Raw genomic sequence first — 15,604 nt, forward strand, 5'->3', positions numbered from 1 at the left:
GCCCTCAGTCCTCGAAGCGGATCGGGCATTTCTCCGGCCCTTCGAGTTTGCGCAACTCCTCCACCACCTGCGGTCGCGCCTGACGCAAGGTCAGGCTGCGATCCTGGCGCAACAGGCGCCGGGCTTCCTGATGGAGCATTTCCACGCCGGAATAGTCGATGAAGTTGATCTGCTGCGCCTCGATCACCACCCGCGCGCCGTGCATCCGTTGCAGGCGCACTTGCAGATAGTGGCTGGCGCCGAAAAAGATCGAGCCGCCGACCCGCAGTACATCATCTTCGCCATCACGCCAGTGCTGCACCCTCGGCTGCGAAGTACGCTTGAGGTAGAAAAACAGCGAGGCGAGCACACCGGCATAGATTGCCGTCTGCAATTCCAGCAGCAACGTGGCAATGCAGGTCAGGCCCATCACCACGAATTCCGCCCGGCTGACCCGCAGCAGCGCACGAATGCCGCGATGATCCACCAGTCCCCAGGCGATCAGCAGAATGCTGCCGGCCATGGCCGGAATCGGAATATGCGCGATCAGCCCCGCACCGAAAATCGCGAACAGTGCCACCCACAACGCCGAAAACACCCCGGCCAGTGGCGAACACGCCCCGGCCTCATAGCTCAGCCCGGAACGGGTGAACGAGCCAGCGGACAACGATCCCGAAAAGAACGCCCCGACAATATTCGAAAGACCCTGCGCGCGCACTTCCTGGTTGGCGTCGAGCAGCTGTTGCGAGCGTGCGGAAATCGAACGGGCAATCGACAGGCTGGTGACCAGCCCGAGCATGCCCACCGCCACGGCACTGGGCAGCAGGCGCAGGATCAGATCCATATCCAGCGGCAATCCACTGAACGGCGGCAAGCGCCCGACAAATGCACTGACCAATTGAACATGGCCGAACATCGCCGGCCACAGCCACACCACCAGACTGCCGAGGACCAAGGTCATCAACAGCGTCGGCCAGCGAGGTAGCCATTGTTTGAGCAACGCACCGACCACCACCGTTGCCACACCAAGGAGCAGCGATGGTTTATCCACAGCCCCGAGATGGCGCAGCAGATCCATCAGGCTGGCCAGCGCCGTGGCCTTGGCCGGCAGATCCAGTCCCAGCAGGTTCGGCAATTGACCGATGGCAATCACCACCGCAGCGCCGAGGGTGAAACCCAGCACCACGGAATGCGAGACAAAATTTACCAGCGCGCCGAAGCGCAACAGGCCGAGCAACCACTGGAAAATCCCGGCGAGGAAGGTCAGTAGCAGGATCAGGGTGATGTAGTCCTGAGACGCAGGCACAGCCAGCGGACTGACACTGGCGAACAGCACAATCGAAATCGCTGCCGTCGGCCCACAGATCAGATGCCACGACGAGCCCCACAGACAAGCAATCAACACCGGAACGATGGCGGCGTAGAGCCCGTATTCCGGTGGGAGACCGGCGATCAGGGCGTAGGCAATCGACTGGGGCAACGCGAGAATCGCCCCGCTGAGGCCGACGACCAGGTCCCGCCCGACGCTGGCGCGGGTCTGCCGGGGCAGCCAGGTCAGGAAGGGGAAAAGTGAGCGGCGGCTGGGGAGGGCCATGGATCCTCTCGGATGAAATTTTGCGCATTGTACGCAGCCCGGGACGCGGAGCGTCCATTGCGGCATTCCCACGCAGAGCGTGGGAACGATCGGCCCGCGCAGTTACAGTTTGGCTTTAACTGCCGCCAACGCATCTTTGCCGTCCACGGTCTTCACACCATCAAGCCACTTGTCCAACACCCCCGGATTCGCCTTGATCCACGCCTTCGCCGCCTCCGCATTGCTGACCTTCTTGTTCACCACCTCGGCCATGATGCTGTTCTCCATCTCCTGAGTGAACGAAAGATTGGTCAGCAATTTACCCACATTCGGACAAGCCTCGGCATAGCCCTTGCGGGTCAGGGTGTAGACGCTACCGGTGTCGCCAAAGTACTTCTCGCCGCCCTTGAGGTAGTGCATTTTCAGCTGCACGTTCATCGGGTGCGGGGTCCAGCCGAGGAAGGTGACGAATTTCTGTTTCTTCACCGCCCGCGAGACTTCGGCCAGCATCGCCTGTTCGCTGGACTCGATCAGCTTCCACTGGCCCAGGTCGAAGTCGTTTTTCTTGATGATCTCTTGCAGCGAGATGTTCGCTGGCGCGCCCGAGCCGATGCCGTAAATCTTCTTCTCGAATTTATCGGCGTACTTATTCAAGTCGGCGAAGTTATGCACACCCGCGTCCCACACGTAATCCGGCACGGCCAGGGTGAATTCGGTGCCGTCGAGGTTCTTCGCCAATTGGGTGACGTCACCGGTGGCGACGAACTTGTCGTAGAAACCCTGCTGCGCCGGCATCCAGTTGCCGAGGAACACGTCGACCTGGCCATCCTTCAAGCCGCCGAAGGTGATCGGCACCGCGAGCGTGTCGACCTTGGCCTTGTAGCCCATGCCATCCAGCAGAAACCCGGTGATGGCATTGGTCGCGGCGATGTCGCTCCAGCCGGGGTCGGCCATTTTCACCGTGTCGCAGCTCTCGGCAAACACCGATGCGCTGCCCAGTGCCAGCAGGCTGACCGTCAGGACTGTGGATAACTTGACCATGGACTTCCCCTTAACGTTATTGGTTTTGGCAGGGTTGTGGATAACGGGCCTTGCGCTCCAGGTCATCGAGGTCGATGTGGTTGCGCATGTACTGCTGACTGGCGTCCACCAGCGGCTGGTGGTCCCAGCTCTTCAGCTTGCCGAGGGTCAGCGCCTCGGCGACGAAGCGCCGGCGACGCTGGCTTTCGAGGACTTCGCGGTGGATCGCCGGGATGTCCCACTTGGCCCGTGCTTCAGCAAGAAAATCGTCGAAAAGCTGGCGATGTTGCGGTGATTGGCTGAGTTCTTCCTGCTCGCGCGGATCGTTATCCACATCGAAGAGTAGGCAAGGGTCGGTTTCGCTGTAGATAAATTTGAAGGCGCCACGGCGGATCATCATCAGCGGGCTGACAGTGCCTTCGGCCATGTATTCGCCGAATACCTCGTCGTGACCGCCCTGCCCTTGCAGGTGCGGAACCAGCGAACGGCCGTCCAGCGGCAGGTCAGGCTCCAGGCTGCCGCCGGCCAGTTCGACGAAGGTCGGCAACAGATCGGCGGTGGACACTGCGCCGCTGACACGGCCTGATTGGAACTGGCCAGGTGCACTTATCAACAGGGGCACCCGCGCGGCCATCTCGAACCAGTGCATTTTGTACCAGAGGCCGCGTTCGCCGAGCATGTCCCCATGGTCACCGGAGAACACAACGACGGTGTCGTCCGCCAGCCCACAGTCCTCGAGGGTTTGCAGAAGTTTGCCGACGTTGGCGTCGATATAGCTGCATGCACCGAAGTACGCCCGACGGGCGTCGCGGATTTTATCCACAGGCAGCGGCTTGTCCCACAGGTCGTAGACCTTGAGCAAACGCTGGGAATGCGGATCGAGTGAATGCTGATCCGGCGTCGTGGGAAGCGGTATGTCCGCATCTTCGTACAAATCCCAGAACGCCTTGGGAATCGTGTACGGATCGTGAGGGTGAGTCATCGACACGGTCAGGCAAAACGGCTGATCGCCATCCTCGCGGATGTGGTCGAACAGGTATTGCTGAGCCTTGAACACCACCTCTTCGTCGAAGTCGAGCTGGTTGGTGCGTACGCACGGGCCGGCCTGCAACACCGACGACATGTTGTGATACCAGCTCGGCCGCACATCAGGCTCGTCCCAGTTCACCGCCCAGCCGTAGTCGGCCGGATAGATGTCGCTGGTCAGGCGCTCTTCGTAACCGTGCAGTTGATCGGGGCCGCAGAAATGCATCTTGCCCGACAGCGCGGTGCGATAGCCGAGGCGGCGCAGGTAATGGGCGTAGGTGGGAATGTCGGCGGGGAAATCGGCGGCGTTGTCGTAGGCGCCGATCTTGCTCGGCAACTGGCCGCTGACCAAGGTGAAACGCGACGGTGCGCACAGCGGGCTGTTGCAATACGCGGCATCGAACACCACGCCTTGTTCGGCGAGGCGGCTGAGATTCGGCAGTTTGATCGGCGACGGGCCGTAGAACGGCAACATTGGCGCGGCCATTTGATCGGCCATGATGAAAAGAATGTTCTTGCGCTTCATGTGATCGCGGCATTCCATAGTGAATATTTATGCGACATTGCTGCGATCGAGCATGGATTCCACGCAATATCCGGTAAAGCCCGCGCCGGACAATGACTAGGATAAGCACAGCTTATGTATGAAGCTCTCGGTGATTTGTCGCTCGACCTGCTGCGCGCTTTCGAGGCGGCGGCCCGTCATCGCAGTTTTACCGCTGCGGCGGTGGAGCTCGGCACGACGCAACCGGCAATCAGCCAGCAGATCAAACGGCTGGAAGAGCAACTCGGCACACGGCTGTTCGATCGTATCTACCGGGGCATCGAACTGACCGAGGTCGGCTCGATCCTGTTCGAGCAAGTTACCCTTGGTTTGCAGAATATCGACGCGGGATTAAGCGCGATCAGCTCACAACAGCAGCACGAAGTACTGCAAGTCGCCACCGACTTCGCCTTCGCCGCGTATTGGCTGATGCCGCGTCTGCACCGCTTCCATGAAGCTTATCCACAGGTGGACGTGAGCCTGGTCACCAGCGAGCGCAATCACAACATGCTGCGCCCGGATATCGACGTTGCGGTGCTGTTCGGCGACGGTCGCTTCAAACAGGGCGAAAGTCACTGGTTGTTCAGCGAAGAAGTATTCCCGGTGTGCAGCCCGCAATTGCTCAAGGATCGTCCCCTGCCCATGCCCGCCCAGGCATTGATGGAGTTTCCATTGCTGCACCTGCGCGGGGAAAACAGCAGCAACTGGTTCGACTGGAGCGGTCTGTTTCGCGCGCTGAACATCAGCGCGCCGCCAGCGCCGGGCCAATTGCGCTTCGACAATTACACCCTGCTGATTCAAGCGGCGATTGGCGGTCAGGGTGTGGCCATCGGCTGGCGGCACCTTGTGGATAACTTGCTCACTCAAGGTCTATTGTGCCGGCCGATCGCCGAAACCACCCTGTCGCGTCTCGGTTATTACGTGGTGCTGCCGCAGCGCAAACGCCGGGGCGCGTTGATCCAGACGTTCGTGGATTGGCTGATGGCCGAACAAGCCAGCAGCGCCGAATCCCTGGCCGGGCTGCCGTTGCCTTCGATTGCTGTGTAACGGATCAAGAGGCGGCAACAAAATCCACGTGCTGACGCAGATGCAAATTCAGCCGCAGCTCATCGGCAATGCCCACCGCTACCCGGTTCAGGCGCTCCAGCGGTTCGGCCAGACCCGGTTCGAGCGTGCGGCCGACCTGATTGAAATGCTCGATCGTCAGCCCGGCGACGCTGCGCGGTGCATTCACCAGCGTCCAGTGCAGCGGGCTGCTTTGCAGGGCTTCGCGCACTTCCAGAGCGGCGTGGCGTTGCAGCGGGTCGGCGTTTTCCGGATCGTCCAGTGCTTCGAATTCGCCGATGACAAACAGCCGCGAGACGTTTGCCGCCTGTAGCCCATCGATCAGTGCATCCACCGCCAGCACCTGTTCCACCGGCCCCAGCACCACGGATTTCTCGACATGATCACTGCTCAGTGGCAAGCCCGGCGCATTCAGCAGGCAGATCACTGCCGTGCTGCCGGCCACGCTCTGATTGACCCGCTCGGCATCGAGCAGATCGCCGCTTTTGGTGCGCAGCCCCGGCCGTGGGGCGAGCGCCGTCAGATCGTCGAGGATGGCAATGACTTCGTGCTGGCGACGCAGCAGTTCAGCCATCAACGCACTGCCCAGGCTACTCATGGCACCATAGAGCACCACTTTCACCGCCGGGGTTTCGGCATTTTTCATGGCTGAGGTCCCTTTTGTTTTCCCTTGTATGGCGTGTGACATACGGGCAGCGCCGAGGGTTCGAACCGATTCAGAGGGTTTGCGATGCAGACGATCAAGGGTTATCACGCCCACGTTTATTACGACGCCAGCACGATCGAACAGGCGCGGGCGCTGTGTGAGCAGGCCGCGCAATTATTTCCATTGAAGATGGGCCGCGTGCATGAGCGCCCGGTCGGCCCGCACCCGGACTGGAGCTGCCAGCTGGCCTTCGGCCCGGAGCTGATCGGCGATGTGCTGCCGTGGCTGGCGCTCAATCGCAAGGGATTGGTGGTGTTCCTGCACCCGGACACCGGCGATGACTTGCTCGACCACACCGACCATGCAATCTGGATGGGGGCGATGCGGCCGCTGGATCTGTCTGTTTTTTAATCAGATGGTTTCTTCGGGTTCGCCAGGTAAATGCTCGTCCAGGTGCAGCCATGGCAACTGGCTGTCGGTCCAGATATGCCGCTCTGCGGCGGCCTGCTCCGGATGATCCAGTGTGGCGACCGTCAGATCGATGCTCTCGGGGCTGAGCAACGTTACCAGCGCCAGTTGTGCGCCGCAGTTCGGACAGAAGAACCGGGCGCAACTGGTCGACGAGTCATAGCGCGAAGGCGTCCCGGCCAGCCACTGGAAGTTCGCTGCCGGCAGCGTGATCCAGGTGGTGACGATGCCGCCGCTGACCTTTCGACAGACCGAACAATGACAGTGGGCGATGTCGTGCAACGCTCCGCTGAACTGATAGCGGATATGTCCGCAATGGCAGCCACCGCTGTGCAACTCAGTCATCGCCCTGCCCTCCGCTTCCCGTGTTCATTGACTCTAGCCCGCATCCGACGGCCGGTTGGCCGTTCGCCCAAAGCTTTCTTGCGCGAAAGGTAGCTGAAAGGTTCCCCGATTAGGATCGCCCCCACTGCCGGCAACAGACCGGTTGGCCAACGCGTGTGATTGCCCGCACGACAGGCCCAATTAACAACAACAATGGTGATTCTGATGTCCTCTGTAACGCGCCTCCTCGCTCCGACTCCGCCCGTACGCCTTGTGCTTCCCGTTCTGCGCTGATCCAACCCGATCCGCTCACTTACCTAGCCGCGCTACGCCTGGAGTATTCCCATGCTGACTTTCCTTGGCTTCGCCATGGTCATCACGTTCATGTTCCTGATCATGACCAAGCGCCTGTCTGCGCTGATCGCTCTGATCATCATCCCGATCCTGTTCGCCCTGTTCGGTGGCTTTGCTCCGAAGATCGGCCCGATGATGCTCGAAGGTATTACCAAGCTTGCGCCGACCGGCGTGATGCTGATGTTCGCGATTCTGTATTTCGCCCTGATGATCGACTCCGGCCTGTTCGACCCGGCCGTGCGCAAGATCCTCAAACTGGTCAAGGGCGACCCGCTGAAAGTTTCGGTCGGCACCGCCGTTCTGGCGCTCGTCGTTTCCCTCGATGGTGACGGCGCGACCACTTACATGATCTGCGTGGCCGCCATGCTGCCGCTGTACAGCCGCATCGGCATGAGCCCGCGGATCATGGCCGGTCTGATCATCCTCGCCGGCGGCGTGATGAACATGACCCCATGGGGTGGCCCGACCGCCCGTGCCGCCAGTGCGCTGCACGTGGACCCGTCGGACATTTTCGTACCGATGATCCCGGCGATGGCGGCCGGTGTGGTGGCGATCCTGATCATTGCCTACTTCTACGGCAAACGTGAGCGTGCGCGTCTGGGTGAGCTGCACCTGATCGGCGACGAAATCGATCACAGCGAAATCAGCGTCTCGCAATTCCCGGATGCCCGCCGTCCGAAACTGATCTGGTTCAACGGCCTGCTGACCCTGGCCCTGATGTGCACGTTGATTGCCGGCCTGTTGCCGCTGCCGGTGCTGTTCATGGTGGCGTTCAGTATTGCCATGATCGTCAACTACCCTTGCCTGCAAATGCAGAAGGATCGCGTCGCCGCCCACGCCGGCAGCGTGCTGTCGGTGGTCAGTCTGATCTTCGCGGCGGGCATTTTCACCGGTATCCTGTCGGGCACCGGCATGGTCGATGCGATGTCGAAAAGCCTGCTGGCGGTGATCCCTGATTTCCTCGGCCCGTACCTGGCGGTGATCACGGCGCTGGTGAGCATGCCGTTCACGTTCTTCATGTCGAACGACGCGTTCTACTACGGTGTGTTGCCGGTGTTGTCCGAAGCGGCCAGCCATTACGGCATCACCGCGGTGGAAATGGCCCGTGCCTCGATCGTCGGTCAGCCGGTTCACCTGCTGAGCCCACTGGTGCCGTCGACATACCTGCTGGTCGCACTGGCGGGGATCGAGTTCGGCGATCACCAGCGTTTCACCCTGAAGTGGGCAGTGCTGGTCTGCCTGTGCATACTGGTCGCCGCCCTGTTGTTGGGGACTTTCCCGCTGTTCAGCACGTTGTAACGGCACCAAACTCACCAGGACGCCAGCTGATTGCTGGCGTCCTGGTTTAACACTCGCTCAAAGGAATACACATGGAATGGCTGACCAACCCTGAGATCTGGGTTGCCTTCTTCACCCTGACCGCCCTGGAAATCGTTCTGGGCATCGATAACATCATCATGATTTCGATCCTGGTCAGCCGCATGCCCAAACACATGCAGCAGCGCACCCGGATCTTCGGTCTTGGCCTGGCCATGATCACGCGGATCCTGTTGCTGCTGTCGATCACCTGGGTCATGCGCCTCACCGCCGACCTGTTCGAAGTGTTCGGCCAGGGCATTTCCGGTCGCGACCTGATCCTGTTCTTCGGTGGCCTGTTCCTGCTGTGGAAAAGCTCCCAGGAGATGTACCACGCACTGGAAGGTGAAGACGAAGCTGGCGACGAGCCTTCGGGCAAGGGCGGCAACTTCCTCTACACCATCATCCAGATCGCAATCATCGACATCGTGTTCTCGCTGGACTCGGTGATCACCGCCGTCGGCATGGTGTCCCACGTTCCGGTCATGGTCGCGGCGATCATCGTGGCCGTGCTGGTGATGATGCTGGCCTCGGGCAAGATCAGCGAGTTCATCGACAAGCACCCGTCGCTGAAAATGCTCGCGCTGTCGTTCCTGCTGGTAGTCGGTACCGTGCTGATTGCCGAGTCGTTCGACGTGCACGTACCGAAAGGCTACGTCTACTTCGCCATGGCATTCTCGCTGGCGGTCGAAGCGATCAACATCAAGATGCGCACCGCCATCGCGAAAAAACGCAAACAGCAGGATCCGGTGAAATTGCGCAAGGATATTCCGGGTCAGTAACCCGAACGCTGCGCAACAGATCAAAGGGCCTTCGGGCCCTTTTTTCATGGCTGCATGAACCTGTTTTCATGACACTTTTGTTTCAATCCCCGCTTTAGCTGTGCAATGCTGGCGCCCAGACCGTTAGCCAACTACAGCTTAAGTATCAGAACGTAGAAATTGCGCGGTACCGTCCACTTGCCCCTCTGGGGCGCTGCCATTACAGGGGGTCTGCATGCTCACCCTGCTCAATTTGCTGTCTGCCGTGGCCCTGCTGATCTGGGGCACGCATATCGTTCGAACCGGCATCCTGCGGGTGTACGGCACCAATCTGCGCCACGTGATCGGCCAGAACATGTCCAAACGCTGGCTGGCCTTTGTCGCCGGCATCCTCGTGACCGCGATGGTGCAGAGCAGCAACGCGACTGCCATGCTCGTGACGTCCTTTGTCGGTCAGGGCCTGATGGCGTTGACCCCGGCCCTGGCGACCATGCTGGGTGCCGACGTCGGTACGGCACTGATGGCGCGGGTGCTGACGTTCGACCTGTCGTGGCTGTCGCCGCTGCTGATTTTTATCGGGGTGATTTTCTTTCTGTCGCGCAAACAGACGCGGCTCGGGCAGATGGGCCGCGTGTCCATCGGGCTTGGGCTGATCATTCTGGCGCTGCAATTGATCGTCGAGGCCGCTGCGCCGATCACCCATGCCCAAGGGGTGAAGGTGATTTTCGCCTCGTTGACCGGCGATATCCTGCTCGACGCCTTGGTCGGCGCGCTGTTCGCGATGATTTCCTACTCCAGCCTGGCGGCCGTGCTGCTGACCGCCACCCTCGCCGGCGCTGCGGTGATCAGTCTGCCGGTGGCGATCGGTCTGGTGATCGGCGCCAACATCGGCAGTGGTGTGCTGGCGTTCATGAGCACCAGCATGCAGAACGCCGCCGGCCGGCAGGTGGCGCTGGGCAGCCTGCTGTACAAACTGATCGGGCTGTTGCTGATCATTCCGGTGCTGGATCCGCTGGTGCACTGGATCGACAGCCTGGATTTCAGCCCCCAGGAAATGGTCATCGGGTTCCACCTGCTCTACAACACCGCGCGTTGCCTGATCCTGCTGCCGAGCGTCGGGCCGATGGCGCGGTTGTGTGCCTGGCTGCTGCCGGAGCGGCCGGAGGTCAACGGCACCGCCAAGCCCCGCCACCTTGATCCCACCGCGCTGGTCACGCCGAGCCTGGCACTGGCCAACGCCGCCCGGGAAACCCTGCGCATGGGCGACCTGATCGACAACATGCTCGACGCGACCCTCGACGTGCTGCGCGGCAAACAGACCGCCATCACTCAGGAAATGCGCAAGCTGACCGATGACGTCGAAGCGCTGTACAGCGCGATCAAGCTGTACCTGGCGCAGATGCCCCGCGAAGATCTCGGCGAGCAGGACAGTCGTCGCTGGGCGGAGATCATTGAGCTGGCGATCAACCTCAAACTGGCCAGCGACCTGATCGAACGCATGCTGCGCAAAGTGCAGCAGCAGAAGACTTCGCAACGCCGGTCGTTTTCCGAAGACGGACTGGAAGAGCTGGCCGGGCTGCAACAGCAATTGATCGCCAACCTGCGGCTCGGGCTGTCGGTGTTCCTTAGCGGCGACAAGGAAAGCGCCCGCCAGTTGCTGCGCGAGAAACGTCGCTTTCGCGCCCAGGAACGGCGTCTGGCCCACGCCCATGTCAGCCGATTGCAACGCAAGATCGTGCAGAGTATCGAGACCAGTTCGTTGCACCTGGAGCTGATTGCTGACATGAAACGTTTGAACTCGCTGTTCTGCAGCAGCGCCTATGTGGTGCTGGAAACTTCCGATACCGGCGCGCTGGCGGCGGACGATATGGCGGACATCACGCATTCGCCTTGAACGTCTGGGGTTGTGGTCAGTCAGTAACTCAAGGTTCGGCCTCGCGGCCGGACTGACGACACGGATCTCCAATTCAGCCGTATGGAAGCTCGTTATGCGTTGCCTGTTGTTCGCTTGTCTGCTGCTCGGTTCCCTGCCCGCCTTCGCCCTGGATCGTTTTCAGGTCGAAGGCTATGCGCTGCCCAACGGTTTGCAATTGCTGCTCAAGCCCGGCACCGAGCGTGGGCACGTGGCGATCCGGCTGGTGATCGGCGTCGGTCTCGATGATTTCGACTGCAATGAAAAGGAGCTGCCGCACCTGCTCGAACACTTGCTGTTCAGCGGCATCGACGCCACCGGTGAAGGTGGTCTCGAAGAGCGCATGCAGGCACTCGGCGGTGACTGGAACGCCTTCACCAGCAACGCCGACACCACGTTTGTCATCGAAGCCCCGGCGAAAAACCAGCGCAAGGTCCTCGACCTGCTGCTGGACCTGCTGACCCAGACCCGCTTCGACGACAACGCGATCAACGCGGCCAAACGGGTGGTCGAGCGCGAGGACGGCGGCCATTACACCCGGCTGCAACGCTTCCTCGACCGGCAGGACCTGGGCCACACCGCGAGCAATCAACTAGCGGTTGAACTGGGCCTGAAATGCCCGCAGCGGGCCGAAGTCGATGGCCTGACTCGCGAGCAGCTGGAGAAGGTGCGCAAGGCCTGGTACGCGCCGAACAACATGACCCTGATTGTCGTTGGTGACCTCGACAAACTGCTGCCGGCCTATCTGGAACGGGCGTGGGGCGCACTTGAAGCGGTCGACCCGAGCGAACACCGTCCGTTGCCGGACATCCGCGCCAGCGCCGCCCACGAACGCACGATCACTCGCGGTTTCATCGGCAACAGCGCCAAGCTGCACTGGCTGGTGCCGGAGCCAGTGCTGGACGATCAGTACGACGAAACCTTCGACCTGCTCAAGGAATACCTGGAGTGGGCGCTATACCGCCAGTTGCGCCTGAACCACGGTTTGTCCTACGGGCCCTGGGCCGAGCGCGAAGTGTTCGGCGGCGTCGGTTTCATGAGCCTCAACGCCGATCTGGATCGCGGTGATATCGCCGAAGCCGAACAAGTGCTGGAAGACCTCAAGGCCGACCTGCTGAAAAACGGCCTCGACGCCGACACCTTCAATCGCTTGAAACAAGCCGCCATCGCCCACCAGGCCTGGGCCGTGCAAGGCACCAGCGCCATGGCCGACTATTACTGGAGCGCGCTGGGCGACTACGAGGATGGCCGCTTTGCCGATCCTGCGCGGGAGCTGCAAGGCGTGACGCTGGAGGCGGCGAACAAGGCCATGCGCGAGTTGTTGCTGCAACCGGGTTATCTGCGGATCGAGAAACCGCTGCTCAGCGACGATCAGGTGTTGTGGCTGCTGGCGGGCGGATTGGGCGTGCTGGTGCTGATTCTGCTCGGCTGGCGCCTGCATCGGCGCAAGTCCGTGCATCCGGAATGACCGGCAGCCTCGCCACACGGCCCGGCGGGCGGTACTCTGTCGGGGTTTTTTCCTCGACTGTCGTGAACCGCCCAAATGTCTAAATTGACCCTCCTGATCCAGCGCATTCTCGAACTGATGAAGCGCTATCCCGGGGTCATTGCGCTCGGCGGTTTCATCTCCGGGGTCGGCAGCTTCATTCTGGTCGACCGGCAACAGGGGCTGGCGAGCTGGATCACCACGATCATGCTGCTGAGCTGGATCTGGCTGATGCTGGAAAACAGCCTGACCAAACTGTTCACGCGAATCTTCAAACGGGAAATCCCCCAGCCGCTGCTGCGTTACGCGACGCAGATGATCCACCAGGAAAGCCTGTTTTTCGTCCTGCCGTTCTTCTTCATCACCACCACCTGGAACAGCGGCCAGCTGTTTTTCACCGGGCTGCTGTGCATCGCGGCGCTGATCTCGATCGTTGACCCGCTCTACTACAAATGGCTGGCGCCACGGCGCTGGGCGTTCCTAGCGCTGCACACCCTGACCCTGTTCGCCGCCCTGCTCACGGCGCTGCCGGTGATCATGCACCTGACCACCTCGCAAAGCTTCAAATGGGCGCTGGGGATTGCGGTGGTGTTGTCGTTCCCGAGCCTGGCGTCGATCTTCCCGATCCGCACCGTGCGCAATGCCTTGGCGATCCTGTGCATTACGGTCGGCATCGGTGGCGTGGGCTGGGTCCTGCGTTCGTGGGTGCCGCCGGCGACGCTGTGGATGACCGACGTGGCGATCAGCACTCAGGTGCAGGACCGGGTTCCGGGCGCCAGCCTCAAGGAAGTCAGCGCCGAGCAGATCCGTGGCGGCGGGCTCTACGCCTACACCGCGATCAACGCGCCGCGCGGGCTCGACGAGCGGATTTATCACGTCTGGCAGTTCAACGGCAAAGAGGTCGACCGCATCGCCCTCGACATCCACGGCGGGCGCAAGGAAGGCTACCGGGCCTGGACCCACAAGCAGAACTTCCCCGGCAACCCGGCGGGCAAGTGGCAGGTGCGAGTGTTGACCGAGGACGGTCAGGTGATTGGCGTGCTGCGCTTCGAGGTCACGGACAGCACACCGACCAAAGAAAAGTAACCGGGTTCGTGCTATTACGTAGGTTCGTCTCAAAAGCCGAACAAGCACGGAGCTTATGACCAGCAGCCCAACGACCGGCAGTGCCCGCCTGGACACCTCGATCACCCCTGCCCGCCTGCGTGTCACCGGGGACTGGACGCTTGCCCATTACGCCGACCTCAAGCAACTGAGCGAAACGCTCCACGGCCAGTACGACGCCAACACCCCCATCGACCTCAACGGCCTCGGCGCCCTCGACACCGCCGGTGCGTCGCTGCTGGTGGAGCTGCTCGGCTCGGAGCGGCTGGGCAAGTCCGCCGAACACCCCGATTGCACGATTTCCAGCGCCGACCGCGCCTTGCTGCAAACTGTGTATCGTTCGCTGACCGACTTCTGCGTGCCGATCAAGGAACCGGAAATCAGCGTCAGCGTGCAACTGCTGACGCGCATCGGCCGGGCCGTCGACACGGTCTGGCGAGACACCCTGCAATTGCTCGGCTTCGTCGGCCTGATTCTCGAAACCATCGCCCGCAGCCTTTTCCGGCCCAAGCGCTGGCGGATCACGCCGATGATCGCCCACATCGAACAGACCGGCCTCGACGCTGCGCCCATCGTCGCGTTGCTGACCTTTCTGGTGGGCGCGGTGGTGGCGTTCCTCGGGGCGACGGTGCTGGCCAGTTTCGGCGCCAGCGTGTTCACCGTGGATCTGGTGGGCTTCGCTTTCCTGCGCGAGTTCGGGGTGCTGCTCACGGCGATTCTGATGGCCGGCCGCACCGCCAGTGCCTTCACCGCGCAGATCGGCTCGATGAAGGCCAACGAGGAAATCGACGCGATTCGCACCCTCGGCCTCGACCCCATGGAGTTGCTGGTGGTGCCCAGGGTGCTGGCGCTGCTGGTGGCGCTGCCGATGCTGACGTTTCTGGCGATGATCTGCGGGATCGTCGGCGGCGCGGTGGTTTGCGCGGTGTCGCTGGATATCTCGCCGGCGATGTTCCTGTCGCTGCTGCAAAGCGACATAGGGATTCAACATTTCCTGGTGGGTCTGGTCAAAGCCCCGATCTTCGCGTTCCTGATCGCCGCTATCGGTTGTCTGGAAGGCTTCAAGGTCAGCGGCAGCGCCGAATCGGTCGGCGCCCACACCACCTCAAGCGTGGTGCAATCGATTTTCGTGGTGATCGTGCTCGACGCGGTCGCTGCGCTGTTTTTCATGGAGATGGGCTGGTGAGTCGTCTACCCCGCGCGCCCTCCGAGGCGGTGATTGAAGTCCGTGGCCTGTGCAATCGCTTCGGCAGCCAGAGCGTGCACGAGAACCTCGATCTCGACTTGTACAAAGGCGAAATCCTGGCCGTGGTCGGCGGCTCCGGCAGTGGTAAATCGGTGTTGCTGCGCAGCATCGTCGGCCTGCGCCAGCCCAGCGAAGGCATGGTCAAGGTGTTCGGCCAGAACCTGCCGAGCCTGCCGGAGCATGAGCGTTCGCTGATCGAGCGGCGCTTCGGTGTGCTGTTTCAGAAAGGCGCGCTGTTCTCGTCGCTGACCGTCACCGAGAACGTCGCCCTGCCCCTGATCGAGCACGCCGGGCTCAGCCGTGACGACGCCGAACATCTGGCGGCGGTGAAGCTGGCGCTGGCCGGGCTGCCGTTGTCGGCGGCGGACAAGTACCCCGCCTCGCTGTCCGGCGGGATGATCAAGCGCGCGGCACTGGCCCGGGCGCTGGCGCTGGATCCGGACATCCTGTTTCTCGACGAACCCACTGCCGGCCTCGATCCGATTGGCGCCGCGCAGTTCGACCAATTGATCCTGACCCTGCGCGATGCTCTGGGCTTGAGCGTATTTCTGGTGACCCACGACCTCGACACGCTCTACACCATCACCGACCGCGTCGCGGTATTGGCGCAGAAGAAGGTGCTGGTGGCCGGTCCCATCGACGTGGTCTCGGAAACCGACGACGCGTGGATTCACGAATACTTCCACGGCCCTCGCGGCCGCTCGGCGCTGGACGCCGCCAAACAGCTCAACGAGGTCTGA

General features: G+C 61.7%; 14 protein-coding genes. 9 read left to right on the forward strand and 5 right to left on the reverse strand.

The window, feature by feature from the left end:
- Positions 1–4: 4 nt before the first annotated feature.
- The 3 genes from ACEN93_RS17060 to betC form a co-directional block, all read right to left on the reverse strand.
- On the reverse strand, positions 5–1,573 hold the full coding sequence (locus ACEN93_RS17060; RefSeq protein WP_163973779.1) for a SulP family inorganic anion transporter: 1,569 nt from the start codon (positions 1,571–1,573) through the stop codon (positions 5–7).
- A 102-nt stretch (positions 1,574–1,675) separates the two neighbouring features.
- Positions 1,676–2,593 (reverse strand): choline ABC transporter substrate-binding protein, encoded by a 918-nt coding sequence (choX, locus tag ACEN93_RS17065; RefSeq protein WP_495610299.1) that lies wholly within the window; start codon positions 2,591–2,593, stop codon positions 1,676–1,678.
- 16 nt (positions 2,594–2,609) lie between these two features.
- On the reverse strand, positions 2,610–4,124 hold the full coding sequence (gene betC, locus ACEN93_RS17070; protein ID WP_495610300.1) for a choline-sulfatase: 1,515 nt from the start codon (positions 4,122–4,124) through the stop codon (positions 2,610–2,612).
- Between the two features lie 114 nt (positions 4,125–4,238).
- On the opposite strand from betC, the gene ACEN93_RS17075 reads away from it, so the two are divergent.
- Entirely contained in the window at positions 4,239–5,189 is a 951-nt protein-coding gene (locus ACEN93_RS17075) for a choline sulfate utilization transcriptional regulator (protein ID WP_134334191.1), read from the forward strand.
- 4 nt (positions 5,190–5,193) lie between these two features.
- Here ACEN93_RS17075 and ACEN93_RS17080 read toward each other — a convergent pair whose 3' ends face one another.
- Entirely contained in the window at positions 5,194–5,853 is a 660-nt protein-coding gene (locus ACEN93_RS17080; RefSeq protein WP_074689770.1) for an NAD(P)-dependent oxidoreductase, read from the reverse strand.
- 84 nt (positions 5,854–5,937) lie between these two features.
- Here ACEN93_RS17080 and ACEN93_RS17085 point away from each other — a divergent pair, with 84 nt between their 5' ends.
- Entirely contained in the window at positions 5,938–6,264 is a 327-nt protein-coding gene (locus ACEN93_RS17085; protein ID WP_039764906.1) for a DOPA 4,5-dioxygenase family protein, read from the forward strand.
- On the opposite strand, the gene ACEN93_RS17090 is transcribed toward ACEN93_RS17085, so the two are convergent.
- Complete coding sequence (locus ACEN93_RS17090; RefSeq protein ID WP_085667287.1) at positions 6,265–6,666, reverse strand: GFA family protein; 402 nt, start codon at positions 6,664–6,666, stop codon at positions 6,265–6,267.
- 324 nt (positions 6,667–6,990) lie between these two features.
- Here ACEN93_RS17090 and ACEN93_RS17095 point away from each other — a divergent pair, with 324 nt between their 5' ends.
- The 7 genes from ACEN93_RS17095 to ACEN93_RS17125 all read left to right on the forward strand — a co-directional run bounded on the left by ACEN93_RS17095 (position 6,991) and on the right by ACEN93_RS17125 (position 15,604).
- Complete coding sequence (locus tag ACEN93_RS17095) at positions 6,991–8,298, forward strand: CitMHS family transporter (RefSeq protein ID WP_007954069.1); 1,308 nt, start codon at positions 6,991–6,993, stop codon at positions 8,296–8,298.
- Between the two features lie 71 nt (positions 8,299–8,369).
- Positions 8,370–9,137, forward strand: a complete 768-nt coding sequence (locus tag ACEN93_RS17100) for a TerC family protein (protein ID WP_039764900.1) — start codon at positions 8,370–8,372, stop codon at positions 9,135–9,137.
- A gap of 214 nt (positions 9,138–9,351) precedes the next feature.
- Positions 9,352–11,010 carry a Na/Pi cotransporter family protein gene (locus ACEN93_RS17105; RefSeq protein WP_074689766.1) on the forward strand — a complete coding sequence of 553 codons (1,659 nt, stop codon included), beginning with the start codon at positions 9,352–9,354 and terminating at the stop codon, positions 11,008–11,010.
- A 94-nt stretch (positions 11,011–11,104) separates the two neighbouring features.
- On the forward strand, positions 11,105–12,496 hold the full coding sequence (locus tag ACEN93_RS17110) for a M16 family metallopeptidase (RefSeq protein ID WP_495610301.1): 1,392 nt from the start codon (positions 11,105–11,107) through the stop codon (positions 12,494–12,496).
- 75 nt (positions 12,497–12,571) lie between these two features.
- Entirely contained in the window at positions 12,572–13,600 is a 1,029-nt protein-coding gene (locus ACEN93_RS17115) for a DUF5924 family protein (protein WP_039764894.1), read from the forward strand.
- Between the two features lie 55 nt (positions 13,601–13,655).
- Positions 13,656–14,804: an ABC transporter permease gene (locus ACEN93_RS17120; RefSeq protein ID WP_085647177.1), complete on the forward strand. Its 1,149-nt coding sequence runs from the start codon at positions 13,656–13,658 to the stop codon at positions 14,802–14,804.
- The gene (locus ACEN93_RS17125; protein WP_039764888.1) at positions 14,801–15,604 is read left to right on the forward strand and encodes an ABC transporter ATP-binding protein; all 804 of its coding nucleotides are present in this window, start codon (positions 14,801–14,803) and stop codon (positions 15,602–15,604) included. The genes ACEN93_RS17120 and ACEN93_RS17125 overlap by 4 nt, the downstream gene beginning before the upstream one ends.

This window comes from Pseudomonas sp. Pseusp21 (assembly GCF_059492145.1).